Here is a 24975-nt window from a genome sequence, read left to right on the forward strand (position 1 = left end):
CCGGACCCCGCTCCTCGCTCGAAGGGCGTACGGAGGTCCGGGGGCTTGCCCCCAGTTGCGGGAAGGGGCGGGGTGGGGGAGCAGCCCCCGCAGAGTCAGAAGAACGTGCGGATGTAGTCCGTGACCGTCCCGTCCGCCTCCACCAACGGGATCAACTGCCATTTGTCGAAGCTCGTGCACGGGTGGGACAGGCCCATACCGATCCAGTCGCCCACCTCCAGCTCCGCCTCCTCCGTCGTACGCACCCAGCCGTGCTGGTCGGACAGGCCGCTCACCGTGATGCCGTGCGCCGGCCGGATCTCGCCGGTGCGGGCGTCGCGTACGACCTGGGCCTCGGGGAGATCGAGGTCGTACGCCGCGTCGCGCTTGCCCGCGTTGACGAAGGCCTGCTCCGGCGTGGGGCGGGAGACGACCTGGGCCCAGAGGCGGAAGGCGGGCTGGAGGGCGCCCTCGTCGGGGACGCGGTTGAAGGGCGTGAGGTGGCGGTAGTGGCCGTCGTCGTGCGAGACGTATGCGCCGGAGCGGAGCAACTTCAGTACGGGGAGGGAGAGTTCGGGGATCTCGGCGAAGACGTCCGCGACCGCGTCGAACCAGGCGCTGCCGCCCGCGCTGACGACGATCTCTTCCGTCTCCGAAAGGGCGGCGAAGCGGCCGGCCTTGTCGAAGTCCGCGGCGAGGGAGACCAGGCGGTGCAGCCAGGCGCGGACGCGGTCGCCGTCGGCCTGGGGGACCTCGCCCTCGTAGCCGGCGACGCCGACGAGGCGGAGGGTACGGGTGGCGGCCACGGCGTCGGCGACCGCCGCGCAGTCGGATTCCGTACGTGCTCCGGTGCGGGCGGCCTCGCCGGCGCCGAGTTCGACGACGACGTCGAGGGGGCGGGTGCTGCCCGCGGACCGGAGAGCCTCGTCCATCAGCTCGACGCCGCGTACGGAGTCGACGTAACAGATGAAGCGGAAGTCGGGGTCGGCCTCCAGCTCGTGCGCGAGCCAGCGGAGGGCGGCGGGGTCGACGACCTCGTTGGCGAGGAAGATCCGCTGGATGCCGTAGGCGCGGTAGACGCGGGCCTGGTGGGGGACGGCGGCGGTGATGCCCCAGGCGCCGTAGGCCAGTTGGCGGGCGAAGAGCTGGGGGGACATGGAGGTCTTGCCGTGTGGGGCGAAGGCGAGGCCGTGGCGCTCGGAGTACGTCTCGAGGAGGGCGAGGTTGTGCTCGACGGACTCGGCGGAGAGGGCGAGGACGGGGGTGGTGAAGCCGCCGGTGAAGAGGTTGCGGCGCTCGGCGGCGAGGTCGCCGACGGTGAGGCCGGCGGTTGCGGCGTCCGGGGGAAGTGCCTTGAAGCGGTGGTCGACCGGTTCGTCGGCGAGTCGTCCGACTGCGTTGTCGGCTGCCATGGGGCCTCCTCGAGGTCGCCTGCCTTGATTGCGTTGCATCATGCGCAACGGTCATTGCGTACTTCGCTTAGCGCTGTCTAACATCCCAGCCAACGCCGGGTCAATGATGTCCGGCGGCCGACCAATGAGGAGCTCGAGCGATCGTGACCGCGACCGTGACCGCGACGGCGACCGTGCCCGGACCCGTGGACATCGTCTGTCTTGGCGAGTCCATGGTCACGTTTGTGCCCACGGCTCCGGGCCGCCTCGCCGACGTGCCGTCGTTCGTACGCGGCATCGGCGGAGCCGAGTCCAATGTGGCGTGCGGCCTGGCGGCGTCCGGGCACCGCGCGAAGTGGGTCGGCCGGGTGGGCGCGGACGGGTTCGGCGAGCATCTCGTCGCGGCGATCGCGTCGTACGGCGTCGACACGTCGGCGGTCCAGCGTGATCCGAACCGGCCGACGGGGATCTACTTCCGTACGGCGGGCGAGCGGGCGACAGGCACGGCGGGCGAGGAGCCGGACCGCGCGGAAGTCGTCTACTACCGAGCCGGTTCGGCGGCGTCGGCGATGTCACCGTCGACGATGCGGTACGAGGACCTGTGGTCCGGGCGGATCCTGCACCTGTCCGGCATCACGGCGGCCCTCTCCGGGGACTGCCTGTCCCTGATGCGCGCCCTCACGACGCGGAGCCCGAGCCGTCCGCTCGTCTCGTTCGACGTGAACTACCGCGTCAACCTGTGGCAGGACGCGGCGGACCCGCGGGTGCTCCTGGACCTGGCGCGGGGTGCGGACATCGTCTTCGTCGGCGAGGACGAGGCGGAGGCGGCCTGGGGTGTACGGGGCGCGGTGGCGATCCGCGAGGCGCTGCCGGAACCGGAGGTCCTGGTGGTGAAGAGGGGCGCGCGGGGGGCGGTGGCGTACGCCCGCTGCGCGGAGCCTTTCCGCTACCCGCCCCGGCCCGAACCGGGGGCTCCGCCCCCAAACCCCCGCGCTTCAAACGCCCTCGGGGCTGGTCTTCCCCCCGACACCGTCACGGACGAGCCCGCGCCCCGCGTCGACGTCGTCGCACCCGTCGGTGCCGGGGACGCCTTTGCAGCCGGGTTTCTCTCCGCCACCCTGCGAGGGCTCTCAGCCCACCAACGGCTGCGATACGGGCATCTCATGGCCGCCGCCACCCTCACCGTCGCCGGGGACCTCGCCGTGCCGCCCGCTCGGGCGTATGCCGACCGACTGGTCACACTCGACGCGCGTGACTGGGGGAGACTGCGACTCGGCCCCGGCTGGACCGCGACCGCGGAGCAGCACCCGCAGGGCACGCAGGACCCGCAGGAGGTACGTATCCCATGAGCCAGACCGTCGACCGCGCGCTGAGCATCCTTCCGCTGCTCGCCCAGGGACCAGCCGACCTCGGACAGGTCGCCGAGCGCCTCGGTGTGCACAAGTCCACCGCGTTGCGGCTGCTGCGTACGCTCCACGAGCACGGACTCGTCTACCGCCAGCAGGACCAGCGCTACCGCCTGGGCGCCCGGCTCTTCGCCCTCGCCCAGGAGGCCGTCGAGAATCTCGACGTACGCGAGATCGCCCACCCCCACCTCGTCGCGCTCAACGAGCAGATCGGACACACCATCCACCTCGCCGTGTACGAGGAGAGCGAAGTCCTCTACATCGACAAGGTCGAGAGCCGCTATCCCGTCCGGATGTACTCGCGGATCGGCAAGCCCGTGGCCATTACCGTCGCCGCGGTGGCGAAGCTGCTGCTCGCCGACCTTCCCGAGGCCGAGCGGCGCACCGTCGCCGAGAAGCTCGACTACCCCATGTACACATCCCGTTCGATCCCGAACTCCGCCGCGTTCCTCAAGGAGCTCGCCGTCGTCCGCGAACAGGGATGGGCCACCGACCTCGGCGGCCACGAGGAATCCATCAACTGCATCGGCGCCCCCATCCGCGGTGCGGACGGCCGCGCCGTCGCCGCCATGTCGGTCTCCGCGCCGAATGTCGTCGTCACGGCCGAGGAACTCCTCACTCTCCTCCCGGTGGTGCGCCGCACGGCCGACGCCATCAGCCGGGAGTACTCAGGCGCTGTATCCCCTCAGCAAAAGACTGGCCCGCAGAAGGAAGTCTCATGACCGAGAAGACCGCGATCACCCCCGCCACGCACACCGCCCCGCCCGCCAAGTTCTCGCACGGCGTCCGCAAGGGGAACATCCTCCAGGTCGCCGGTCAGGTCGGTTTCCTGCCCGCCGTCGAGGGACAGCCGCCGACGCCCGCCGGGCCGACCCTGCGCGAGCAGACCCTCCAGACCCTCGCCAACGTCAAGGCGGTCCTCGAAGAGGGCGGCGCGGGCTGGGACGACGTGATGATGATGCGCGTCTACCTCACGGACGTGGACCACTTCGCCGAGATGAACGCGATCTACAACACGTACTTCGAGGAGCAGGGCCTCAAGGCGCCCGCCTCCGCCCGTACGACGGTGTACGTCGGCCTCCCCCAGGGCCTCCTCATCGAGATCGACGCCCTGGCAGTCCTCGGCTGACCTCCGGTTGATCTTGCTCTACCCCGCACTTCACGGCGCGGCGCGCTTCCCCGAAGCGCCGCGCCGTGATCCCCCACACCCAAAATCCCCCGAACAACGAGGTCCCCCGCCATGCTCATAGCCGCTGACTCCCCACCACCAGCCCCGCCCCACACCGGCGGACTGCTCCTGCTCATCGACGGCACCGCCGGTCTGCTGACCGTCGCCGCCCTCGGCATCGCGCTCCTCCTCTTCCTGATCATCAAGGTCAGGCTGCAGCCGTTCGTCGCGCTGCTCGCCGTCTCCATAGCCGTCGGCCTCGCCGCCGGTCTCTCCGTCACCGAACTCTTCGGCACCGTCCAGAGGTCCGCCGCCGTCTCGGTCATCGAGCAGGGCATGGGCGGCATCCTCGGGCACGTAGCGATCATCATCGGACTCGGCACCATGCTCGGCGCGATACTCGAAGTGTCCGGCGGCGCCGAGGTGTTGAGCGGCCGTCTGCTCCACCTCTTCGGCGAGAAGCGCGCCCCGCTCGCCATGGGCCTCACCGGCCTGATCTTCGGCATCCCGGTCTTCTTCGACGTAGGCATCTTCGTCCTCGCGCCGATCGTGTACGCCGCCGCCAAGCGCTCCGGCAAGTCGATCATCCTCTACGCGATGCCGCTGCTCGCCGGTCTGTCGATGACGCACGCCTTCCTGCCGCCGCACCCCGGCCCGGTCGCCGCCGCCGGACTGCTCCATGTCTCGCTGGGCTGGGTCATCCTGATGGGCATCGTCGTCGGCCTCCCGGCGGTCCTGGCCGCCTGGGTCTACGCCGCCTGGATCGGCAGGCGCCTGTTCGTCGAGGTCCCGCAGGACATGGTGGAGGCCGCGGAGGACGCGAAGGCCGCCGTCGCCGCCGAGCAGTCCGCCGCCGGACGCACCGCGCAGGAGCGTCCGGTCTCCCTCGGCACGGTCCTCACCATCATCGGCACGCCGCTCGTCCTGATCCTCGCCGCGACGTTCTCCTCCATCGCGCTGGACCCTTCCACGCTGCGCTCGGTCATCGAGTTCTTCGGCAGCCCCTTCGTCGCACTGACGATCGCGCTGCTGATGGCGTACTACCTGCTCGGCTTCCGGCGCGGCTGGTCCCGCAAGTCCCTGGAGACCGTGTCGACCTCCTCGCTGAAGCCGGTCGGCAACATCCTGCTCGTGGTCGGCGCGGGCGGCGTCTTCGGCGCCGTACTGAAGGCCAGTGGCGTCGCCCAGGCGCTGTCCGACACCTTCAACGACATCGGTCTGCCGATCATCGTGCTCGCCTATCTGATCTCGCTGGTGCTGCGCGTGGCACAGGGCTCGGCAACGGTCGCGATCGTCACCACGGCCGGCATCGTGCTGCCACTGGTCGAGGGCGGTGACCACTCGCAGGCCTTCCTGGCGCTGGTCATCATGGCTATCTCGGCCGGCTCGATCTTCGCCTCGCACGTCAACGACGGCGGCTTCTGGATCGTGGCGAAATACTTCGGGATTTCGGAGCGGGACACGCTGAAGTCGTGGACGGTCCTGGAGTCGGTGCTGTCTGTCGCGGGCTTCGCCGTCGCGGCGGCGCTGAGTCTGGTGGTCTAGCGCGGGGACACGTACGTAAGAGGGCGCCCCGGGACGACACTGTCCCGGGGCGCCCTCCGTCCGTCAGCTCGCGCAGTACTGCTGCTCCTTGCCAATCGACCGATACATGCAATCTGAATTTTCCAGAAGCTGCAGAACCGCGTCCCGGTTGCGGCTCGTCTCGCGCTCGATCACCTCGTCGGGCGGGTAGAAGCCGCCGCCGCCGAAGCCCGTCGGGTACATCTCGAAGGTGTACGCGAAGATCTTCTGGTTGCCCCACAGCCAGTCGTCGATCGAACCGTCCGTGATGTAGAGGTCGCTCGACTGCTCGGGGGTGTAGCCGTTGCTCGCGGCCATCTTCTTGCCGACCGCGGCGAAGGCGTCCCGGTCGTCCTGGGTCAGACCGGGGGCGGTGTCGGCGTTCGTGTAGCCGTACGGCCAGAGAACCAGCTCGCTGTACGTGTGGAAGTCGATGCCCGCCTTGATCTGCTGCTTGCCGCCGACGACCCGGCTGCGGGTGAAGTCGGCGACCACCTTGACCTCGGGCGCGGACTCGGCCCGCGCGCCGCGGAACGTCTCGGAGCTCGGGGAGCCCGAAGAGCCGTTGCAGCAGCCCCACTTGAAGTTCCAGTTGCGGTTGGGGTCCGTGCCGATCGCCGAGGAGCCGGAGTTGGGCTGGCGGTTCTTGCGCCAGCTGCGGTAGGAGCCGGTGGCGATGTCGTACTCGCCGCCGTCCGGGTTGACGTCCGGGATGATCCAGATCTCGCGGTTGTTCACGGCGTTGGTGACCCGCGAGTCGGTGCCGTAGTCGTCGCCGAGTTCGCGCACCAGATACAGCGCCATCTCGACGGTGAGGTGCTCGCGCGCGTGCTGGTGGTGCGTGAAGAGCACCTCGGGCTCGTTCTCGTCCGTCGCGACGTTGTCGCTGATCTTGATCGCGATGATGTCCCGGCCCTGGTAGCTCTTGCCGATGACGCGCTTGCTGATGATGTTCGGGTGCGCGGCGATCCGCTGGTTGATCTCGGCGTTCATCTCGGCGTAGTTGTGATAGCGCGCGTCGGCCGACGGGAAGTCGAATGGCTCGACGGCCCGTCCGTTGGTCCTGGCCGGCGGCGCGGGCAGCGCCTCGATTTGGTAGCCGAGTGCGCGCAGCCGCTTCGCCTGGGTGGCGGTGGCGCTGACGACGGCCGAATGGGCGTCCGCCTCGTCCACCGATACACCGGTGGCGGCGAGTGCGGTACGGGCCGCGGCGTCGGCCGCGCCATGGATCTCGTACTGCCGGATCTGCTCCTCGGCGGGGGCGGCCGGTGAGGGCGCGGCCTTCGGGTCCGGGGACGCGGCCTCGGCCGTGAAGGGGGCGGCTACTGCGAGCGCCAGCAAGGCCGCGAGGGTCGCGGTCTTTCTGCCGCGAATGCGAAGTCGCATGCTGTCTCCTGGGTGGGGAGTGTGGGGGGTTGTTCAGGTGCGACGCCATGTCGTGTGCGGGTGTTCGGGCTGATGTTCGGTCTGTTCGGTTGTTGGGACCGGTTGTTCGGTTGTTCGCGCACATCGTGGGGCCATGGCATGGCCCGGTCAAGGGGCCACCTTCAGCCATACCTTCGCCCGCGGAAAATATCGGCATATATATGGCGGAGCCCAAGCCCGAAGAGCGCGGGGCCGCAGACCCTCTTGCGCGATCTCTTCCGTCCCGCTTTGGTGACCCAGTCACATCCTGGGGCGAGTGGGAAGGCGGCCAAGCTCATGGCAGGCACCACCGACGGCAGTACTGACGAATCCATCTCCCTTCCGCGCAAGTCGAGTTGGAAGTACATCGGTCCCGGAATCGTCGTCGCGGCGACCGGGGTCGGAGCGGGTGACCTCGTCGCCACGCTCATCGCCGGCAGCAACTTCGGCTACACACTCCTGTGGGCCGCCGTGATCGGCTGTGTCGTCAAGATCTCCCTCGCCGAGGCGGCCGGCCGCTGGCATCTGTCCACCGGGCGCACGCTCTTCGACGGCTGGGCCAGCCTCGGCCGCTGGAGCACCTGGTTCTTCGTCGTCTACGTCGTCGTCTGGGGCTTCGTGTACGGAGCCGCCGCCATGTCGTCCAGCGGCCTGCCCCTCCAGGCGCTCTTCCCCGACGTCATGGGCCTGAAGTGGTGGGCGATGCTGACCGGCGTCGTCGGCCTGGTCTTCGTCTGGTTCAACAAGTACGACGTCTTCGAAAAGGTCATGACGGTCCTGGTCGGCGTGATGTTCGTGGTCACCGTCTATCTGGCGATCCGGGTCACGCCGAACCTCGGTGACGCCTTCGCCGGACTGCTGCCGGTCCTCCCCGACGAGAAGGACTCGATTCTCAACACCCTCGGCCTGATCGGCGGCGTCGGCGGCACCATCACCCTTGCCGCGTACGGCTATTGGGTCAACGCCAAGGGCTGGACCAACGCCGGATGGATGAAGGTGATGCGCTTCGACAACCGCGTCGCGTACCTCACCACCGGCATCTTCGTCGTCGCGATGCTGTTCGTCGGCGCCGAGCTGCTGCACTCCGCCGGCGTCGCCATCGCCAGCGGCGACAAGGGCCTGATCCAGCTCGGCGACATCCTGGAGAAGGAGTACGGCGACGCGACCGCGAAGCTGTTCCTCATCGGCTTCTTCGCCACGTCCTTCACCTCGCTGATCGGCGTATGGCACGGCGTGAGCCTGATGTTCGCGGACTTCGTCGAGCGCTACCGCAAGGACCGTGCGGGCGCGGGTGAACAGGCCGTCACCGGCGAGGAAGTGGCCTCGGGCGCCCGTGAGAAGTCGGTGCCGTTCAGGGCGTATCTGCTGTGGCTGACCTTCCCGCCGATGATCCTGCTGTTCCAGGGCCAGCCGTTCCGACTGGTGATCATTTACGGAGTGCTGGGCGCCGCCTTCATGCCGTTCCTCGCCCTCACACTGGTCTGGCTGCTCAACTCCGGGCGTACGCCGAGGGAGTGGCGCAACGGCATGCTGAGCAACGCGATGCTGGTCATCGCGGGCCTGCTGTTCCTGGTGCTGTGTGTGAAGCAGATCGCCGACCAGCCGTGGGCCCAGTTCTTCTGATCCACCCGGCACTGTGGAAAAACGGGTCAGCAGCGCCGCCGGGGGAGCGGCGGCGCTGCTGAATCACTCTCGTACTACGGGAGGCCGTGCACGTGCGGTCCCACCGCGTTCGACCAGGCGTTGCCCGACTTCGCGTCCCAGTTCGTGGACCACGTCATCGCACCGCGCAGCGACGGGTACGTCTTCGACGGCTTGAACGATCCGCAGTTCGTGCCCCGGGCCAGGCAGTCCAGGGCGTTGTTCACGATCGTGGGGGAGACATAGCCGCTGCCCGCGCCGCTGGTCGAGGCAGGCAGGCCGAGCCCGACCTGGGACGGCGCGAGACCGCCCTCCAGCTGGATGCAGGCGAGCGCGGTGAGGAAGTCCACCGAGCCCTGCGAGTAGACCTTGCCGTCGCAGCCGAGCATCGAACCGCTGTTGTAGTACTGCATGTTGACGACGGTCAGGATGTCCTTGATGTTGAGCGCCGTCTTGAAGTACTCGTTCGACGTCGACTGCATGTCGATGGTCTGCGGCGCCATCGTGATGACGAGCTTCGAGCCCGCCTTCGACGAGAGGGACCTGAGCGCCTGCGTCATATAGGTGGCGTTGAGGCCGTTCTCCAGATCGATGTCGACGCCGTCGAAGCCGTAGGTCTGCATCAGTGAGTAGACGGAGTTGGCGAAGTTCGTGGCGGAGGCCGAGTCGTTGATCGTCACGGTGCCGTTCTGGCCGCCGATCGAGATGATCACGGACTTGCCGGCGGACTGCTTGGCCTTGATGTCGGCCTTGAACTGGTCGACGGTGTAGCCGCCGAGCCCGGCCGAGTCGAGGTTGAAGGTGACACCGCCAGGTGTGCCGGTCGCGTCGGCGAAGGAGACCGCGATGATGTCGTAGTTGGCGGGCACATCGCTGATCTTCTGGACGGTGGCGCCGTTGTTGAAGTTCTGCCAGTAGCCGGTCACCGCGTGCTTGGGCACGGTCCCTCCGCCCCCGCCGCCGGTGCCCGAGGTGGTACCGGTCACCGCCGCGGACTTCGCGGACTCACCGGCCGCGTTGGTCGCGGTCACCTGGAACTGGTACGAGGTGGAGGCGCTCAGTCCGGTCGCGGTGGCCGAGGCCCCGGTCACCGACTGCACCTTGGTGCCGTTCTGGTAGAGGTTGTAGCCCGTCGCGCCCGACACCGGGCTCCAGGACAGGGCCACGGACGACGAGGTCACGGCCCCGGTGCTCAGCCCGGCGGGCGTGGGCGGCACCACCGGGTCGGGGTCACCGCCGCCGCCACCGTCCGGACCGAAGACGCTGACATCGTCCGCGTAGTACGCGGCCTGGCCGTACCAGCCGTGCGTGTACACGGTGACGGAGGTGGTGCTCGCGCCGGTGGTGAAGCGGGTGGTCAGCTGCTTCCAGCCGGAGGAGTCCGGTGTCCAGGTGGAGACGTCGGTGGTGCCGGTGCCGGTCGCGCCGAGGTAGGTGTAGCCGCCCTGCACCCAGGCGCTGAGTGTGTACGTCGAGTTGGGCTTGACGGCCACGGTCTGCGTGCACTTGGCGTTGTCCTGCCCGGCGGGGGTCGCCTTGAGGGCGGAGGCGCCGCCGTGCACGGGGGAGGAGGTGGTGGCGCCGCTGCCCCCGGAACAGGTCCAGTTGGTGAGTCCGGACTCGAAGCCGGCGTTCTTGGCGACATTGACGTCGGCGGCCTGCGCGGTCCCTGTGGCGCCCATGAGGGTGAGACCGGTCCCGACGGCCAGCGCCAGCGCTCCGCCGAGCCATCTCCGTGAGCGTGTGGTGCGGTCCACTTGCTGCCTCCGGTGGGGGAGTTGGGGGTGTGGAGGGGAATGGGAACGGTGGCCACCGCTGGGCGTACAAACTGGTCCAGACCAATAGGGTTGTCAAGACCTCTGGCAGTCTTGATACGCAAAACAGCGCCGCCGGCACCCCGAAGGTGCTGACGGCGCTGTAGCGCGGGTCAGTTGCCGCTCTGCAGCCGGTCGGCGCAGAGCCCGATCGTGCAGCCGACGGCAAGCACGGCAACCGACAGGAAGACCGCCAGGGCGGTGAGGCTGATCCAGGGAGTCGTCAAGGCGAGGGCGTACGTCACGAGCTGGGCGGTGACCGGCACCAGGAGGGCGGCAATGAGGTGCCGTGCCCGCGAATCCCGGTAGGGCTTGGGGTGGATTCGGGCCGCGGCCCAGACCGCGAGCGCGATGGCCACGGCGTTCGGCAGATGACTGAGCAGCAGTTCGCCGCCAAAACTCTCCGGCTCGTCGGTTGAAGCGAAGGCGCCGTGGATGTAAGTGACATGCAGGTACGAGGTCACGGCCAGCACGATGATCCCGGCGGCCCAGGACCGCATCATGGCGAACATGCCGGCGCTACTGCCCTCGTCCCGGCCGGCGGGTGCGCCCGGATAGCCGTAGCGCGTCATCACTGACCTCCAAAGACGTTGAAGAGAAGAACCGTGGTGAATCCGATCGTCGCCATCCCGCACCCGGCCACCAGCGCTGTGCACTGCAGAACCGGCGACCAGCTGCCACGGCCCGCAATGGTCGCGGTCTTCCGGGGGTTCTCCGGGTCGTAGGTGACCGTGACGGGACTCCCGGTCTTCATGCCCCAGCCCGCGAGGTCCTCGAACTCCACCTCAGTGCCGTCGGCCGTGCGGAAGACGAAGAAGTGGCGCTTGGCGTCCGAGCGGTTGTACGGCTCGGTCTCGACTCGTACGCACTCGCCCGCCGTCCGCGCACCACGGCGCAGCGTCCGGGCCAGCGTTGCCAGTCGGCGGACGTACTTCACCGTCAGGCTGCCGAAGAGAACGGTCAGAAGACCGAAGACGAGGTACTCGCCGCCGGGGACCTGCATGCCTAGCGCACCTCGACCGAGTCGATGATCTTCTTCAGGTCGGCGTCGTCGAGCTTGCCTTTCTGGGCGTCGATGCGGACCGCGAAGGTCTTGTCCTTGGAGTCCAGGCCGGTCACGATGACGCCACCGATCCGCGTGCCCTTGGGCGGGGTGTTGGCTTCCCCCGTCGAGCTGAACTCGAAGTCGATGCGCTTGGCATCGTCGGTGCCGGCGACCTTGACGTCCTGCTGCCCCTTGAGCGTGGAGCCGAGCTGGACACCGGCCTTGGCGCCGATGGCTGCCTCTTCCGCGGAGTCCGCATTGGTGAAGTCGAGCTGCACGCTGATCACGCCGACGGCCTTGCCGGCCTCGGTGAGGGTGGCCGCCGCCGCGTTGAACTTGCTGCGCTCGGCGTCGCCCTGCTCGGTGAAGCCTGGGGGACAGGAAACGCTGACGCTCGAGGTCTTCAGCGTCTTCCAGCCCTCGGGAACGGTGCTCGCTGCCCAGTCTTCACCACCGCAGCCCGTGAGGATCGCGCTCGCGAAGATCCCCGCGCCCAGCGCAGCGGCGGCGCGCCTGACAGTGGTCGTCATCATCTGTGCATACTCCTGTCGCCGGGTTACTTCGCACAGTAGCTGTACGGAACATAGGAACGCTGATCGTTCCTGGGGGCACCCAGGAACTGAGCGTCGTTGAGCATCTCCTCCTTCTTCTCGGTGCTCACCGAGAAGCCGAGGCTGAGCCCCAGGTTCAGCTCGAATCCGTACTCCGCCGCGTCGGTCTGCCCCGTGTAGACCGTCTTGCTGGACTTGCCCTTGTCGAAGAGGAGCTGACCGAACGGGTCGTCGGCGCCCGGGCGCGTGGTCGGCGCGTGGTCGTCGAACATGTAGGTGAACGGGGCGGCATTGTCGCCGTAGCCGTCCAGCCACTTCTCCCCGACAGCGCGGTCGGCGTCGCCCTTGGCGCCGGGATCGAAGGTGACCGAGTTGGTCACGACTTCGATGCCCGTTTCGTCGTCGGTGCCCTTGACGCCGCCGCTGCCCCCGCGCTTGTCGTCGTCCTTCTTGCCGTTGTCGCCGCCGACCTTGACACCGTCCTTGGTCGCACCCTTCTCAACCGTGCGCGTCATGTCGATCCGGATCAGCTTGCCGGTCTTCTTGTCGTGGGTGACGGTGATGGTGCCGGTCTGGGTGGTGGACGCAGAGGACTCGCCGCTGATCGGGCCCGCCTCGTAGCCGACCTTGGTGCCGTACTCGATGGACGAGGAGTATGTGTACGACTCGGTGCCCTTGTACTTGTTGTCGGTCCAGGTCACATCGGGAGTGAACTTGAAGTTGCCACCGAGCGTGGCGCTCAGCTTCTTCTCGTCCCCGGCCGAGAGTTTCAGTCCGCCCGCGGCCGAGGCCTCCAGGCCCAGCTTCCCGTAGGTGATCTGCCGGTCCCCGCCGAGGCCCTTCTTGACGCGGTCGTACGTCTCCTCCTCGTCCTTGAGCGGGCCCTTACCGAACAGGTACAGCACGCTGTCGCCGACACTCGCCTCTGCCCCGCCCGGGGACTTGCGGCGCATGTCGTACATCTTGAGCTTCTCGATGTCGTCGCGGAACCGCTTGGCCTCGTCGTCGCTCTCGAACACCCAGGTGTCACCGTTGGTCACCTTGATTCCCACTCCGAGCTCGACCTTGTCGGCACCGAACTTGCCGACCTTGGCTCCGGGCTTCCAGTCCTTCTTGGCGGCGATGGAAGCGGCGTCGGTGAAGGTCACATAGACGAGCTCGTCCTTGTCGTCGACCTTGCCGTCCTTGTTGACATCCGTGTTGGCCTTGAACCTCTGCTCTTGGAACCCGTACTCCTGGCCCCACTCGATGAAGAGGATCTTCGCCTTGGCGCCGGCCTTGTCGGTGATCGAGGAGATCTGGCAAAGCGGCGGCTCGTAGTCGGCATCGGTGGCCAGGTCCCCGGACCCCGGCTTGCCGCTGTCACAGTTGCTGCCGCCCGTCAGCCGGCAGATCTGAGCACTGATCCCGCCGGCGAGTTGTTGCCCGACGCCGGTCCCTCCCAGGGCAGCAACGATCGCGGTGACGACGACGATCGAGCCCAGATACTCGGTTGCGGTCGCGCCCCGGTCATTCCGCCTGAATAACAGCGGTATGCCACCCTTCCCAAACATGCGACGCCCCTCTGCCCTGGGTTGGTTCCCGTGCCTCTCCGGCACGAAGCTGCACGATTGGCCACCGGCCGCGAGCAGCATAAGGAGACAGGGGGAGCCCCGGCGTGGGCCCCGGGACCCAATTCCGGTCCCAGGCGAATGCCTGCGAACAGGCCCCGGCGGGCCCAGGGCGCGGGTGTCAGCCGGTGATGACGACGGACTCGACGGCCCAGCCGATCGCCGCGTGGAGGCTTGCCGACGCTGCTGGCATCCGTCGGTGTCGGTGAACTCGAAGACGTGGGTCCACTCGTCGGGGTATTACCAGAAGGAAGCCGACGACTTCCGGAACAAGTTCGAACAGTCGCGCTTCAGTGATCCATTTGATCTGCCGGCAGGAGCGCCAGGAGCGAGAACTGCGAATTCGCCTCAGTTACAGGTAAGTTACCCATCGGTGCGTCGGACCGCTTCCTCCCGAGTTTGTCGAGCATTCAATTTCCTCAGCGGTCACGGAGGCCTGCGCCACAGGACCTTCACGAGCCACTTGTCCGGGTTTGGCCGCTAAGGGCGCTTGTTGGCCGCCCTGGGGGGCGGGAAGAGTGTTCTCTCGCGCCATAAGGGGTGGATAAAGTGCTGGTGCAGTACCGCAGAGCAGTGATGATCTGACGTACTGCGAGACCACGGCAGCCGGAGTGAACGGGGAACTCGACGTGCCGACAGCGATTGCGGTGACCAGCGCTGATCTCGTGCTGCCACCGACTGATCAACAAACGCCCACGGCAGCTGTGTTACAGGCACCAGAGGCGCAGCCGCTGGAATCCGCGCTCATGGACATGCGGGTCCTGCTGGACCAGCACGGATACGTCATCGCGGTCTATCCGTCCTCGGTTCCGATCGCCCTCCAGCAGCGTCTGCACACCATCCGCTCCGTGATGGAGAGCGACCGCATCGCCCTCCTCAAGCTGGACCTGCCGCCGCTCGCCGTCGCCGTACTGGTCCGTCAACTGCGCCAGCTCTCCATCTGCGACTTCAGTCCGGGAGTGATCGCATCCGCCGCGCGGCTGCTGTCCCACTACATCCACGCAGGCGCGCTGCTCAACTCGGTCGCCAAGCTCGACCGGGTCCCGGTCAGCCTCAAGTCGCACGCCAAGTCCTGGGTGCCGGGAACCCAGTTCGGCGTACTGGCCAACCCGAACCCGCAGCTGATCAAAATCGGAACGGGCTCCCTGGCCGGACCGGAGTTCGGGACCCAACTACTGGTGGCCAAGGGCCAGTTGCAGTCCGACTGGCCAATTGCGAGCCTTGCGCCTGCCTGGCAGGTGCAAGGCGTACAGGAGGCCGCCCTCCCCTCCGACTCCCCGCGCTGGTGGGGGACCAGCAAGCTGATCGAGTTCGCCGCTTATCTGCCGGACATCTCCGTGCTCTATCAGTTGGTGTCGTCTGTGCGGAGGGAGGAGTGCCACTGGTGCGGAATGGAGCTCATTGGTGACCGCTGCGGCTTCTGCACTGCCCCACTGCCCTCTCACGAGAACCAAACCGACGCGCCAGGTGTCCTGAACCAAGGGGCGCCCCTGCATCGGGGGGCGTAGGAGTCCACCAGATCCACAACGGACGCGAGAACCGCTCGACTCGCAACACCCGCAACGGACCGGCTACCGCAGACCACGACAGCACCAAGCGCGCACGACTGAGTCGTACCATGCCCGATTCGTCTACGTCCCTAACGAGGTTGTTCGTTCCATGAATTCCCGCCAGCGCCGCGGCGTCATACTCCTGCTCCTGTCGGTCCTCTGCGCTTTCGGTGCATTCGCCGGCGTGCTCTCGGTGATCAGTGATGTGAACTCGAAGGTGGGGCCCGAGGCATCGGCGTACCGGGTGAAGTCCGATGTTGCTCCCTATACGCAGCTGAACTCCGGGCAGTTCGAGAAGATCTCGATGCCGAAGCGCTGGCTTTCGGACAACGCAGTGACCGATCTCGCCGAGGTGAACGGGAAGATCGCGGTCACCCAGCTCCGCAAAGGCTCCCTGCTGCAGACCGACATGATTGTGAAGCGCCCTGCTCTCCAGCCCGGTGAGCAGGAGATCGCCATCATGATCGACGCTGCGACTGGCGTTGCGGGCAAGATCACCCCGGGTGCCGCGGTGAACATCTTTGCCACCTTCGCGGGGGCGAAGGAGGGCGAGCCGGCCATGTCGAAGATCATCGTGGCAAACGCCCACGTCATAGACGTCGGCCGGCTGACGGCTCTTGAGCCCAAGAACGACGACCAGCGTCAGGCCTCCGAGGCCGTGCCGATCACGTTCGCGTTGAGTACCAAGGACGCACAACGCGTGGCATACGCGGAGTCATTCGCCGACCACGTACGCCTCGCTCTCATCGCGCCGGGCAGCGACACCACGATCCGTCCGGGCGAGCGCAACTACACCCTCGACGGGGACAAGTGAGGCTTGGATGACCACCAGAATCCTCCCGGTCGTCAACGACGCAGACGCCGCCCGGTCCATCACGACGCTGCTCAGCCAGCTCCCCGATGCGGAACCCGCTGCACCGGTAGGTGACTCGACCTCGCTGCTCGACACCCTCGCCCGCCTGGCGGGGGAGTCACTCGACGAGCTGCCCGAGGTTGTACTGGTGCATGAGCGGATCGGGCCGGTGCCGGCGCTGGAGTTGATCCGGGAGGTCGCCCTCCGCTTTCCCGCGGTCGGCGTCGTACTGATCACCGCGGACGCCAGTCCTGGACTGTTCTCGGCGGCGATGGACTCCGGCGCGCGAGGCCTGATAGGGCTGCCGCTGTCGTACGAGGAACTGACGGCCCGGGTCCAGGCAGCGGCCCAGTGGTCGATCGGAGTGCGGCGCCACCTGGGAGCGAGCGGGGACGTCTTCACCGGCCCCGGTGGCACCGTGGTCGCGGTCACCGGCGCGAAGGGCGGTGTCGGCACAACGGTCACGGCTGTCCAACTGGCGCTCGCGGCACAGGCCTCAGGCAAGAGTGCCGCGCTTGTCGACATGGATCTGCAGACAGGGGACATCGCGTCCTACCTCGACGTCCAGTTCCGCAGGTCGATCGCCGACCTGGCCGCGATCACCGACATCTCGCCCCGCGTGCTGCAGGACGCCGTCTTCAGCCACCAGACCGGTCTGGCCCTGCTGCTCGCCCCTGGCGAGGGCGAGCGCGGCGAAGAGGTCAGTGACAGGGCAGCGCGACAGATCGTCAGTGCCCTGCGCAATCGTTACGAGGTAGTCGTCGTCGACTGCGGCACCCAGATGAACGGTGCCAACGCCGCAGCCATCGAGATGGCGGACGTGGCGCTGCTGATCACCACCCCGGACGTGGTGGCGGTGCGTGCCGCCAAGCGCACCGTGCGGCTGTGGGAGCGGCTGCAGATCCGCAAGGCGGAGGAGACCACGACCGTGGTCAACCGCTACTCCCGGAGCACCGAGATCCAGCCCCCGTTGATTGAGCGCATCACCGGAACTCGCGTGGCGCACGTCGCGGTGCCTGCGAACTTCAAGGAGTTGCAGGCCGTGGTGGACGCCGGCCGCATGCAGGACCTGGAGAGCAAGAGTGTCGTCAAGCAGGCTCTGTGGGGGCTGGCGGGAGAGCTGGGAATCGTGAAGGCCCCCGAGGGGGCCGAGAAAGCCGGTAAGTTCCGCAACGATCGCGGATCCGTGGGTCCGCGCCGCCGTCGCGGGACGCTAGGCGCCGAAAACGCGCACAACACGTCACGAAGGGGCGAGGGGGAGGGCTGAACAATGCTGCGTCCGGAAGCACGAACGGGCAACACACGAACGGGCTGCGGACAGGATCGCGGTCAGGTGTCCATCGAGTTTCTGGGCATGGTGCCGGTCATCCTGTTGACCTTGGTTCTGCTGTGGCAGTTCGTTCTGGTCGGCTATACCTACACGCTCGCCGGGAACGCCGCGGACGAGGCCGCTCGGACGGCGGCCGTGACTCAACTCGAGTATCGCCAGGCGGAGTGCGAAAGAGCCGCGCGCGCCAGGCTCGACGGTGCCTGGATGACAGGTGACGTGGCCGACTGTGACACGCATGCGGAGGAGGGCATGGTGACGGCCAAGGTGACGCTTCAGGTCCCGGTGCTGTTCCCCGGAAGCATCGACTTCCCGTTCCCGGTGGTGGCCGACGCAGGTGCCGTTCTGGAAGAGAGGTACTGACACATGTCCGGGGGAACAGAGGCAAGGAAGCGCGGCAAGGACCGCGGCCAGGTCGCGATCGAATACCTTGGGTTCCTCCCCATCCTGCTGTTGTTGGCGGTCGCGGGCGTCCAGTTGGGCCTGGCGGCGTACACGGCACAGCAGGCCGGTACCGCGGCACGCGCGGCCGCGCGTGCCGCGGCGGACGACAATGCCCGCTCGACTTCGCGGCAGGCGGGCAGAGCGGCCATGAGTGACTGGCTGGCCAATGACCGACGCACCCACATCGACCCCGCCCGGAACGGTGACGAGGCCGAGGTGACGGTGAGAGTGCACATCCCGTCGGTCGTCCCCGGCTGGGACTTCGGTGACGTGGTGAAGTCCGCCACCATGCCCGTCGGCTGAAGCACCCGAAGTACGAAACTGAGGAGCACGGATCCATGAGCCTGCGGGCACGCATCAGCGCCCCTGAGGAGAACGGCGGGGGGCGGGAGGACGGCCATTTGGTCGCCACGTACCGCTCCAAGCTGCTCGAGGAGATCGACCTCGCCGAGATGTCCGCGCTCGCCGCCACCGAGCGCCGGGCCAGGCTGGAGCGCGTGCTCGGGCACATCATCAGCCGGGAGGGCCCGGTCCTCTCCACGGTGGAGCGTGCCCAGCTGATCCGCCGGGTCGTCGACGAAGCCCTCGGGCTCGGGGTCCTCGAACCTCTCCTCGAAGACGCCTCCATCACCGAGATCATGGTCAACGGTCCCGATCAGATCTTCGTCGAGCGGGCCGGCCGGGTTGAACAGCTCCCGCTTCGCTTCGCCTCCAACGAGCAGCTGATGCAGACGATCGAGCGCATCGTGTCAACCGTCAACAGGCGCGTGGACGAGTCGAATCCGATGGTCGACGCCCGTCTGCCGTCCGGCGAGCGTGTGAACGTCATCATCCCGCCGCTGTCGCTGACAGGCGCGACGCTCACCATTCGGCGCTTCCCCCGGGCCTACACTCTGCGCGAGTTGATCGGCCTCGGCTCGCTGGACGAGCCCATGCTGCTCCTGCTCTCCAGCCTCGTGCAGGCCAAGTTCAATGTGATCGTCTCGGGTGCGACCGGTACGGGCAAGACCACTCTGCTCAATGCGCTCTCAGGGCTGATCCCCGAGGGTGAGCGGGTCATCACGATCGAGGACTCCGCGGAGCTCCAGCTCCAGCAATCCCATGTCATCCGGCTGGAGACCCGCCCCCCGAACGTCGAGGGCAAGGGGCAGGTCACCATCCGCGACCTGGTCCGCAACTCACTGCGTATGCGGCCCGACCGCATCATCGTCGGTGAGGTCCGCGGCGGCGAGACCCTCGACATGCTCCAGGCGATGTCCACCGGTCACGACGGCTCGCTTGCGACCGTCCACGCCAACACGGCCGAGGACGCGCTGATGCGCCTGCAGACGCTGGCGTCCATGTCCGAAGTGAAGGTTCCCTTCGAGGCGCTCCAGGACCAGATCAACAGTGCTCTTGATGTCATTGTCCAGCTGACCCGTAACGCCGATGGCTCCCGAAAGATCACCGAGATCGCCATTCTGGCCTCGAACGGACGTGAGCAGTTCAAGATCGCCACCGTCTGCCGGTTCGCCGCCCAGCCCTTGGCCGCAGACGGAAGGGTCTACGGCAAGTTCGAGTACTACCCGCTCCCACGACGCGTTGCCGAACGCATGTACATGGCGGGCCAGCCGATACCCCAGGCCTTCGGTGTGGCCTCGTCCGACGAACAGCTCGCCACCCGAGAGGCCAAGTAGGTAGCCGGACATGAACAATCTCGCTCTGCTGACGATCGGTGTCACGCTGATCTGCTGCACGCTCGGCGTCATGGGTGTGCATGCCTACTCTTCCGGCAAGGATCAGCAAGCTGCTCTTGTCGAACGCCTCTCCCAGACCGGGCAGATACCCGTGGTCGGTCGCCGACGACGATTCCGCGGTGTGGACCGGAGGGTTCGGCGTACCAAGCTCGGCAAGAAGCTCGAACTGCGTATCGGCGTCACCGGCCTCGACATCACACCGGGCGAATTCTTCATCTACATGACGGCGACGGTGGTGGGTCTGTGGTTGATCGGCCAGGCCATGCTCGCCTCGTTCTTCGGTCCGATCTGCGGACTCCTCGGTATTTACGTCGCGGTCGCTTTCCTCAACTGGCAGCGGCAGAAGCGTATTGAGAAGTTCATCAACCAACTGCCCGACCTGTCACGCATCCTCGCCAACGCCACCCAGGCCGGCCTCGCGCTGCGGATGGCGCTCAGTATGGCGGCGGACGAACTCGAGGCTCCGGCCGGCGAAGAACTGGAGAAGGTGGCCAACCAGCTGGCGGTCGGTCACTCCATCGACGACGCGCTGGGTGAACTCGCCGACCGGCTGCCCTCACGCGAACTCGTGGTTCTGGTCACCACTCTTGTGCTCTCCAACAAGGCGGGAGGTACGGTCGTCGGCTCACTGCGCAACCTCACCGAGACGCTGGAGGAGCGCAAGGAAACCCGTCGGGAAGTCCGTACTCAACTGTCGCAGGTGAGCATGACCGCCTACGCCGTCCCTGTGATCGGCGTGGGCTCACTGCTCCTCATCGACAACATGCAACCGGGTGCGCTCGACAAGATGACGGGATCAGGCATCGGCCAGATTTGCGTCATCGTTGCGTTCGCTCTCTACGCAGTGGGCTTCGCCATCATTCGCCGCTTTTCCAAGATCGACGTCTGACAGGGGGACCATGGACCTGCTGCTTGCACTGATATTCGGACTCTCTGTGGCCGGAGTGTTCTACAGCATCCGGATGTACCGGGCCGAGACCAAACTCCCTGGCGACCTTGCCGTTGCCCTGGAAGTGGGCTCGACCCGCACCGGTGCCATGGACTCGGCCGTGGACCGGCTCGGCATGCGCTACTCCCCAGCGGTGCTGCGCATGATGGGACCCAAGCGAGTCAGCATCGTCCGGCGAAAGATCGACCTCGCCGGTAACCCCGGCGGTCTCACGATCGACCGGTACGGTGCCCGTCGCGCGGTCTACGGATTCCTCGGCGGCCTCGGTGGTCTGGTCATGCTGTCGAAGGGCAGCGTGTTCGTTGCCCTGCTGCTCTTCGCCTTCGGCGCCTTCTGGACCGAAGTCGGTATCTGGTCCGCAATCAGGGTCCGCAAGGACCAGATCGAACGCACCCTGCCCGACTTCCTCGATGTGCTTGCCGTCGTCGTCAGCGCCGGTCTCGGGTTCCGGCAGGCACTCGACCGCGTGGCGGAAAAGTACGAAGGCCCATGGTCCGACGAACTCCGCATCACCCTGCGGCAGATGGACATGGGTGTCAGCCGTCGTCAGGCCTTCGAGGAGCTGCGCAAGCGCAATGACTCGGAGCAGGTCGCCCAGTTCGTCACCGCCCTTCAGCAGGGCGAGGAGCTCGGTGCCCCGATCGTCGACACTCTGATCCAGATCGCCAATGACATGCGCAGGACAGATGCGCAGAACGCCCGCCGCAAGGCTGCGAAGGCGGTGCCGAAGGCCACCATGGTGATCACCTCGCTGATGGTCCCGGCGACCATGATCCTGCTGGGCGCCGGCCTCTTCCTCGGCAGCGGCACCAACTTCGGTGCCATTACGGGGGAGTGAGCAGGTCGTGACGTTACGCGTGCCCCGGTCGCTGCGGATGCGACGCAACTCCGCGAACGGCGTGTCTCAGGACGGCATTTCAGCCGCTGCTGCCCGCTCGTGGCCCGTCCGCTCTCGGGACTTGGGCACCGGCGACACTGCGCAGCCGGCCATGCCTGCACCTGCGCTCAACATTCAGATCAGCGCACTCCAGGCCATGTGCCGTCAGGTCTTCGGGTTCCGCCTCGCGATGATCGCGCTGTCTGCGCCGACGGCCCTGGTGAATGCCGCCCCCGGACTCGCCAGTCAACTGGTCGGCGCCGCGGTGCTGGTCACCTTCATGGGCTCCTACGTTCTGTTCCGGGACTGGGAGCGCTTCGGCCCGCTGCTGCTGAAGTATCCGGTGCTACTCGCCGCGGACACCCTTTTCGGATCGCTGCTGCTGGTGGCGGCCGGCCCGCAGAGCACACTCGCCTACGTCGGCGTCTGCACCCCGCTCCTCGCCGGAATTGTCTACAGCTGGCGGGGTGCGGCGTTCTTCGCGGTGATGCAGTCCTTGATCCTCTTCGCGGCGTACGCCGCCGACCCCCGCCTCGACGCGAGCCTCGCCCAATCCACCATGCTGCCCGGGCTCTGCATCGTGGCCGGCGCGGCGGGTGTGACCCTGCGCAATCTGCTCCTGCGCTTCGGGACTGCCACACAAGCCCTCACCGAAGTACGGGCGCGGCTGGCCGTCACCGAAGCAGTCGACGGTGAACGGACCCGGCTGGCACGCGAGATGCACGACTCGGTCGCCAAGACCCTGCACGGCCTGGCCCTCGCCGCCGACGGACTCGCCTCTTCCGTGGACCGGATGGATCCGCTCACGGTGAAGCACCAAGCCGAGATTGTCGCCCGCTCTGCCCGCCGCGCCGCGTCCGAGTCGCGGGAGCTGCTCGCGGATCTGCGTCGTGAGGGCGATTTCGACACGACGGGCGTGCTGCTCGTCGACGAACTGTCCGCCCGAGTCTCCGACTTCGCCCGCCGGACGGGGATCTCCGCCGACTTCCGGGCGATCGGCTCCCAGGTTGTCCCGGCCATTCCCCATGCGGTGGCCCGGCAATTGCTGACAGTGGCCTCGGAAGCCCTGGAGAACACCCACCGCCACGCCCACGCTGCGCATGTGACCGTCGAGACCGGCATCGTGGCGGGCCTGCTGCGGGTCAGCGTGCAGGACGACGGGCGCGGTCTGCCGCCGGGTACCACCCTCGATGAACTGCGCCGGTCTGGTCATTTCGGGCTCGTCGGCATGGTCGAGCGGGCGGCCGGCATCGGTGCCCGTATCCGCATCGGGAAGGGCCGTGCCACCTCCGGCACCGAAGTCCGCCTCGATTTCCCGGTCACGGCACTGCCGGCGCCCGGTGCACCACCACCACTACCGCTTACGCACTGACCTCGTCCCCCACGCCTTCCGAGAGGAGGCCGCACCATGCCGGATGAATCGTCCCGCACCTCGGGGCAGCACTCGGTGTCGCCGCACGTGTCTCAGCACACGTCCTCACACACCGCTCCGCTCCGCTCCGAGCACACCCCTGCGCAGGTTCCCCTTCCCCCGCCGGCCGCTGCGTTCCCCGATCCTTCCCGGGCCCCCTTCACCACGGCTGCCCTCAGAGTCGTGGTTGCCGACGACAATCCGGTGGTACGGGCGGGACTCTCCGTTCTGCTCACAGACCGCGCCGACATCGAGGTCGTCGCCGAGGCCGCCGACGGCCGCCAGGCCTACGAGATGGCACAGCACCACCAGCCGGATGTTGTTCTGCTCGATGTCCGAATGCCCGGGGTGGACGGCATTTCCGTACTGCCGTACCTGGTTCAGGTCGCGCCGGTGGTGATGCTGACCTACAGCCGGGAGAGCGAGATCGTCCGCGAGGCACTGCGTCTCGGTGCGGGCGGGTACCTGGTGCATGGGGAGTTCACAGCGGAGCAACTCGTGGGCGCGATACGGGACATCAAGGAGGGTCGCGCCCCTTTCACCGCGACGGCCGCGAGCGCGCTCCTCGCCCAGGTGCGGGACGGATTGCAGCGGCAGTCGCTCCCGGAAGGCCTGGGGCAGTCCTATGCCTCAACGCTGCCGCATTCAGGAGGCGACCAGGCGCCGGCCGCTCCGTACCAACAGGTTCCTCCTGCGCATGGCGTACCGCCCCAACCGTCACAGTCCTGGCTCCCTGGATCGCCTCAGCAGGCTGTACCCGATGTGTCAGGTCCACCAAATCCTGGCCAGTCCTCTTCGCAAAAGCAACGAGATGTGGCAGGGTGGTCCGGGCAGCTTCGCAACAGGGCGGAGTTCGGGCTCAGTTCGAGGGAGGCGGAGGTGATGGACCTGATCGCGTCGGGTATGAGCAATCAGCAGATCGCCGCCACCTGCTTCATCAGTGAGAAGACCGTCAAGAACCACATCAATCGTATCTTCGCGAAGCTGCACAGTACGAGTCGCAGCGAAGCGGTGGCGGTGTGGCTCGGCACGGTCCGTGGCACGGGCAACGGGGGAAACGGGAAGGGGCTCGGCGGTGATGACTGAGCGGGGGGAGCGGGGCATGGGGCGAAAGACCCACGCCGGAAGGGGAAAGGCCCAATCCTCGTTTTGGGCCCTGGAATGGGCCCTGGGACCCTGTGGTGGGCCGGTTGCTCCGGCGTACGTTTCTCGTGTCGAAAGCGGCACCGGCCAGGAGGAAGCCGGAGCCGCGGAAGACGCCACAGAGACTTGCGTGTCGGCAGGCCGAGGATCGGCCGAATCCGGAGGGGACCATCATGAACGACCTGATGCTGAAGAGCATTGCCACCTACTCGGTTTACATGAACAGCTGGACGGACTCCGCTGCGACCCGCTTCCAGAAGCGCTACGAGAACAAGGACCGGGGTCAGACAGCGGTCGAGTATCTGGGCATCATCGTGGTGGTTGTGGCGATCGTGGTGGCGCTCTCGGGTACGTCGATCGGCGGCAAGATCAAGGGCGCAATCACCAAGAAGATCGGCGAGCTCACGGGCGGAGGCGGGGGCGAGGAGGAGTGACCTCGCGCTCCTCCAGGGATTCAGGGCAGGCCTTCCCCATCTACATCACGGTGGTGGCGGGTCTGCTCTTTCTCGCGTTCGCCTACTTTGCGGTAGGCCAGGCCGCCGCTACTCGTAACGGTGCTCAGACGGCGGCGGACGCTGCCGCCTTGGCCGCCGCTCAGGACGCGAGGGAGCAGCTTCGCACGGGGTGGCTCGAGGTCATCCTGAATCCTGCCGAGTGGGAAGACTTCCTTGAGGGCAGGCGCTTCGGCGAGTACACGGCCTGCAGGAAGGCAGAGGACTTCGCGGCCAGGAATGACGCGGAGGTCGTGAAGCCGCTCGACTGCAGATCCCTCCCAGGCGCGGGTGAGCAAGGCTTCACCGTCAAGGTGCGCACTCGCGGCACGGTCGGTGAATCCGTAGTCCCGGGTACGGAGACCAAGCACGCCACGGCGAAGGCGAAGGCTGTCATCAAGCCTCGCTGCACCTTCGATGAGCCGGAGCCGGAGCCGGAGGAGACCGGGGAGCCGGATCCGGGGGAGACCGGCAAGCCGGATCCGGACGAGGACAAGGATGAGAAGCCGATCCTCGGTCTTTCGTGCGACGGCGTTCCTTGGGACATCGATCCGAAGCACCCCAACCTCCCGAGCGCTGCAGACCTCTTCACTGTCCGGCTGGCCGACTGACAGGCGAACGA

General features: G+C 67.2%; 24 protein-coding genes. 17 read left to right on the plus strand and 7 right to left on the minus strand.

All coding sequences use genetic code 11. The features are described 5' to 3' along the window. Window positions 1-95: 95 nt before the first annotated feature. The gene (locus ACH492_RS06580; RefSeq protein WP_398983509.1) at window positions 96-1391 is read right to left on the minus strand and encodes an amino acid deaminase; all 1296 of its coding nucleotides are present in this window, start codon (window positions 1389-1391) and stop codon (window positions 96-98) included. A gap of 143 nt (window positions 1392-1534) precedes the next feature. Between ACH492_RS06580 and ACH492_RS06585 the strand changes: the two genes are divergently transcribed. The 4 genes from ACH492_RS06585 (at window position 1535) to ACH492_RS06600 (ending at window position 5489) form a co-directional block, all read left to right on the plus strand. Continuing rightward, entirely contained in the window at window positions 1535-2719 is a 1185-nt protein-coding gene (locus tag ACH492_RS06585) for a sugar kinase (RefSeq protein WP_398983511.1), read from the plus strand. Beyond that, the gene (locus ACH492_RS06590) at window positions 2716-3498 is read left to right on the plus strand and encodes an IclR family transcriptional regulator (protein ID WP_398983513.1); all 783 of its coding nucleotides are present in this window, start codon (window positions 2716-2718) and stop codon (window positions 3496-3498) included. Before ACH492_RS06585 ends, ACH492_RS06590 begins: the two co-directional genes overlap by 4 nt. Beyond that, a complete protein-coding gene (locus ACH492_RS06595; RefSeq protein WP_398983515.1) occupies window positions 3495-3905 on the plus strand; it encodes a RidA family protein in 411 nt (136 codons plus the stop codon). Before ACH492_RS06590 ends, ACH492_RS06595 begins: the two co-directional genes overlap by 4 nt. A 111-nt stretch (window positions 3906-4016) precedes the next feature. Continuing rightward, window positions 4017-5489, plus strand: coding sequence for a GntP family permease (locus ACH492_RS06600; protein WP_398983518.1), 1473 nt, complete (start codon window positions 4017-4019; stop codon window positions 5487-5489). A 63-nt stretch (window positions 5490-5552) separates the two neighbouring features. Here the strand turns inward: ACH492_RS06600 and ACH492_RS06605 are convergent, their stop codons facing one another. Continuing rightward, a complete protein-coding gene (locus ACH492_RS06605) occupies window positions 5553-6893 on the minus strand; it encodes a M14 family metallopeptidase (RefSeq protein ID WP_398983520.1) in 1341 nt (446 codons plus the stop codon). A gap of 315 nt (window positions 6894-7208) precedes the next feature. Here ACH492_RS06605 and ACH492_RS06610 point away from each other — a divergent pair, with 315 nt between their 5' ends. Beyond that, entirely contained in the window at window positions 7209-8534 is a 1326-nt protein-coding gene (locus tag ACH492_RS06610) for an Nramp family divalent metal transporter (RefSeq protein ID WP_398983522.1), read from the plus strand. Between the two features lie 74 nt (window positions 8535-8608). Here ACH492_RS06610 and ACH492_RS06615 read toward each other — a convergent pair whose 3' ends face one another. The 5 genes from ACH492_RS06615 to ACH492_RS06635 form a co-directional block, all read right to left on the minus strand. Continuing rightward, window positions 8609-10309, minus strand: a complete 1701-nt coding sequence (locus ACH492_RS06615) for a chitinase (RefSeq protein ID WP_398983524.1) — start codon at window positions 10307-10309, stop codon at window positions 8609-8611. A 170-nt stretch (window positions 10310-10479) separates the two neighbouring features. Continuing rightward, window positions 10480-10938 carry a hypothetical protein gene (locus tag ACH492_RS06620; RefSeq protein WP_398983526.1) on the minus strand — a complete coding sequence of 153 codons (459 nt, stop codon included), beginning with the start codon at window positions 10936-10938 and terminating at the stop codon, window positions 10480-10482. Continuing rightward, window positions 10938-11369: a DUF3592 domain-containing protein gene (locus ACH492_RS06625; protein WP_398983528.1), complete on the minus strand. Its 432-nt coding sequence runs from the start codon at window positions 11367-11369 to the stop codon at window positions 10938-10940. The genes ACH492_RS06620 and ACH492_RS06625 overlap by 1 nt, the downstream gene beginning before the upstream one ends. 2 nt (window positions 11370-11371) lie before the next feature. Beyond that, window positions 11372-11944, minus strand: a complete 573-nt coding sequence (locus ACH492_RS06630; RefSeq protein ID WP_398983530.1) for a hypothetical protein — start codon at window positions 11942-11944, stop codon at window positions 11372-11374. Between the two features lie 23 nt (window positions 11945-11967). Then, window positions 11968-13515, minus strand: coding sequence for a Flp family type IVb pilin (locus ACH492_RS06635; protein WP_398983532.1), 1548 nt, complete (start codon window positions 13513-13515; stop codon window positions 11968-11970). Window positions 13516-14219: 704 nt separating this feature from the next. Between ACH492_RS06635 and ACH492_RS06640 the strand changes: the two genes are divergently transcribed. From ACH492_RS06640 to ACH492_RS06695, 12 genes are all read left to right on the plus strand, one after another. Continuing rightward, window positions 14220-15080 (plus strand): hypothetical protein, encoded by an 861-nt coding sequence (locus ACH492_RS06640; protein WP_398984782.1) that lies wholly within the window; start codon window positions 14220-14222, stop codon window positions 15078-15080. A gap of 151 nt (window positions 15081-15231) precedes the next feature. After that, a complete protein-coding gene (cpaB, locus tag ACH492_RS06645; RefSeq protein WP_398983533.1) occupies window positions 15232-15936 on the plus strand; it encodes a Flp pilus assembly protein CpaB in 705 nt (234 codons plus the stop codon). Window positions 15937-15943: 7 nt separating this feature from the next. After that, the gene (locus ACH492_RS06650) at window positions 15944-17242 is read left to right on the plus strand and encodes a CpaE family protein (RefSeq protein WP_398983535.1); all 1299 of its coding nucleotides are present in this window, start codon (window positions 15944-15946) and stop codon (window positions 17240-17242) included. A 3-nt stretch (window positions 17243-17245) separates the two neighbouring features. After that, a complete protein-coding gene (locus ACH492_RS06655) occupies window positions 17246-17665 on the plus strand; it encodes a TadE/TadG family type IV pilus assembly protein (protein WP_356226657.1) in 420 nt (139 codons plus the stop codon). 3 nt (window positions 17666-17668) lie between these two features. Further along, window positions 17669-18049: a TadE/TadG family type IV pilus assembly protein gene (locus tag ACH492_RS06660; RefSeq protein WP_398983536.1), complete on the plus strand. Its 381-nt coding sequence runs from the start codon at window positions 17669-17671 to the stop codon at window positions 18047-18049. A 35-nt stretch (window positions 18050-18084) separates the two neighbouring features. Then, the gene (locus tag ACH492_RS06665) at window positions 18085-19422 is read left to right on the plus strand and encodes a CpaF family protein (protein WP_398983538.1); all 1338 of its coding nucleotides are present in this window, start codon (window positions 18085-18087) and stop codon (window positions 19420-19422) included. 10 nt (window positions 19423-19432) lie between these two features. Continuing rightward, window positions 19433-20371 carry a type II secretion system F family protein gene (locus ACH492_RS06670; RefSeq protein WP_307661406.1) on the plus strand — a complete coding sequence of 313 codons (939 nt, stop codon included), beginning with the start codon at window positions 19433-19435 and terminating at the stop codon, window positions 20369-20371. 10 nt (window positions 20372-20381) lie between these two features. Then, window positions 20382-21269: a DUF5936 domain-containing protein gene (locus ACH492_RS06675; RefSeq protein WP_307661405.1), complete on the plus strand. Its 888-nt coding sequence runs from the start codon at window positions 20382-20384 to the stop codon at window positions 21267-21269. A gap of 37 nt (window positions 21270-21306) precedes the next feature. Further along, window positions 21307-22680 carry a sensor histidine kinase gene (locus ACH492_RS06680; protein WP_398984784.1) on the plus strand — a complete coding sequence of 458 codons (1374 nt, stop codon included), beginning with the start codon at window positions 21307-21309 and terminating at the stop codon, window positions 22678-22680. A gap of 36 nt (window positions 22681-22716) precedes the next feature. Beyond that, window positions 22717-23805 carry a response regulator gene (locus ACH492_RS06685; protein ID WP_398983540.1) on the plus strand — a complete coding sequence of 363 codons (1089 nt, stop codon included), beginning with the start codon at window positions 22717-22719 and terminating at the stop codon, window positions 23803-23805. A 230-nt stretch (window positions 23806-24035) separates the two neighbouring features. After that, window positions 24036-24296 carry a Flp family type IVb pilin gene (locus ACH492_RS06690; protein WP_398983542.1) on the plus strand — a complete coding sequence of 87 codons (261 nt, stop codon included), beginning with the start codon at window positions 24036-24038 and terminating at the stop codon, window positions 24294-24296. After that, window positions 24293-24964: a pilus assembly protein TadG-related protein gene (locus ACH492_RS06695; RefSeq protein ID WP_398983544.1), complete on the plus strand. Its 672-nt coding sequence runs from the start codon at window positions 24293-24295 to the stop codon at window positions 24962-24964. Before ACH492_RS06690 ends, ACH492_RS06695 begins: the two co-directional genes overlap by 4 nt. The last annotated feature ends 11 nt before the right edge of the window (window positions 24965-24975 follow it).

Origin of the sequence: Streptomyces sp. NPDC019443 (assembly GCF_044389785.1) — a bacterium.
Classification (GTDB): domain Bacteria; phylum Actinomycetota; class Actinomycetes; order Streptomycetales; family Streptomycetaceae; genus Streptomyces.

Excerpts from the sequence above, each read along its gene's own strand:
- ACH492_RS06580 (WP_398983509.1), bottom strand. The coding sequence starts at position 1,391 with ATGGCAGCCGACAACGCAGTCGGACGACTCGCCGACGAACCGGTCGAC.
- ACH492_RS06590 (WP_398983513.1), top strand. The coding sequence starts at position 2,716 with ATGAGCCAGACCGTCGACCGCGCGCTGAGCATCCTTCCGCTGCTCGCC.
- ACH492_RS06595 (WP_398983515.1), top strand. The coding sequence starts at position 3,495 with ATGACCGAGAAGACCGCGATCACCCCCGCCACGCACACCGCCCCGCCC.
- ACH492_RS06600 (WP_398983518.1), top strand. The coding sequence starts at position 4,017 with ATGCTCATAGCCGCTGACTCCCCACCACCAGCCCCGCCCCACACCGGC.
- ACH492_RS06605 (WP_398983520.1), bottom strand. The coding sequence starts at position 6,893 with ATGCGACTTCGCATTCGCGGCAGAAAGACCGCGACCCTCGCGGCCTTG.
- ACH492_RS06610 (WP_398983522.1), top strand. The coding sequence starts at position 7,209 with ATGGCAGGCACCACCGACGGCAGTACTGACGAATCCATCTCCCTTCCG.
- ACH492_RS06620 (WP_398983526.1), bottom strand. The coding sequence starts at position 10,938 with ATGACGCGCTACGGCTATCCGGGCGCACCCGCCGGCCGGGACGAGGGC.
- ACH492_RS06625 (WP_398983528.1), bottom strand. The coding sequence starts at position 11,369 with ATGCAGGTCCCCGGCGGCGAGTACCTCGTCTTCGGTCTTCTGACCGTT.
- ACH492_RS06630 (WP_398983530.1), bottom strand. The coding sequence starts at position 11,944 with ATGATGACGACCACTGTCAGGCGCGCCGCCGCTGCGCTGGGCGCGGGG.
- ACH492_RS06635 (WP_398983532.1), bottom strand. The coding sequence starts at position 13,515 with ATGTTTGGGAAGGGTGGCATACCGCTGTTATTCAGGCGGAATGACCGG.
- cpaB (WP_398983533.1), top strand. The coding sequence starts at position 15,232 with ATGAATTCCCGCCAGCGCCGCGGCGTCATACTCCTGCTCCTGTCGGTC.
- ACH492_RS06650 (WP_398983535.1), top strand. The coding sequence starts at position 15,944 with ATGACCACCAGAATCCTCCCGGTCGTCAACGACGCAGACGCCGCCCGG.
- ACH492_RS06655 (WP_356226657.1), top strand. The coding sequence starts at position 17,246 with ATGCTGCGTCCGGAAGCACGAACGGGCAACACACGAACGGGCTGCGGA.
- ACH492_RS06660 (WP_398983536.1), top strand. The coding sequence starts at position 17,669 with ATGTCCGGGGGAACAGAGGCAAGGAAGCGCGGCAAGGACCGCGGCCAG.
- ACH492_RS06665 (WP_398983538.1), top strand. The coding sequence starts at position 18,085 with ATGAGCCTGCGGGCACGCATCAGCGCCCCTGAGGAGAACGGCGGGGGG.
- ACH492_RS06670 (WP_307661406.1), top strand. The coding sequence starts at position 19,433 with ATGAACAATCTCGCTCTGCTGACGATCGGTGTCACGCTGATCTGCTGC.
- ACH492_RS06675 (WP_307661405.1), top strand. The coding sequence starts at position 20,382 with ATGGACCTGCTGCTTGCACTGATATTCGGACTCTCTGTGGCCGGAGTG.
- ACH492_RS06680 (WP_398984784.1), top strand. The coding sequence starts at position 21,307 with ATGCGACGCAACTCCGCGAACGGCGTGTCTCAGGACGGCATTTCAGCC.
- ACH492_RS06685 (WP_398983540.1), top strand. The coding sequence starts at position 22,717 with ATGCCGGATGAATCGTCCCGCACCTCGGGGCAGCACTCGGTGTCGCCG.
- ACH492_RS06690 (WP_398983542.1), top strand. The coding sequence starts at position 24,036 with ATGAACGACCTGATGCTGAAGAGCATTGCCACCTACTCGGTTTACATG.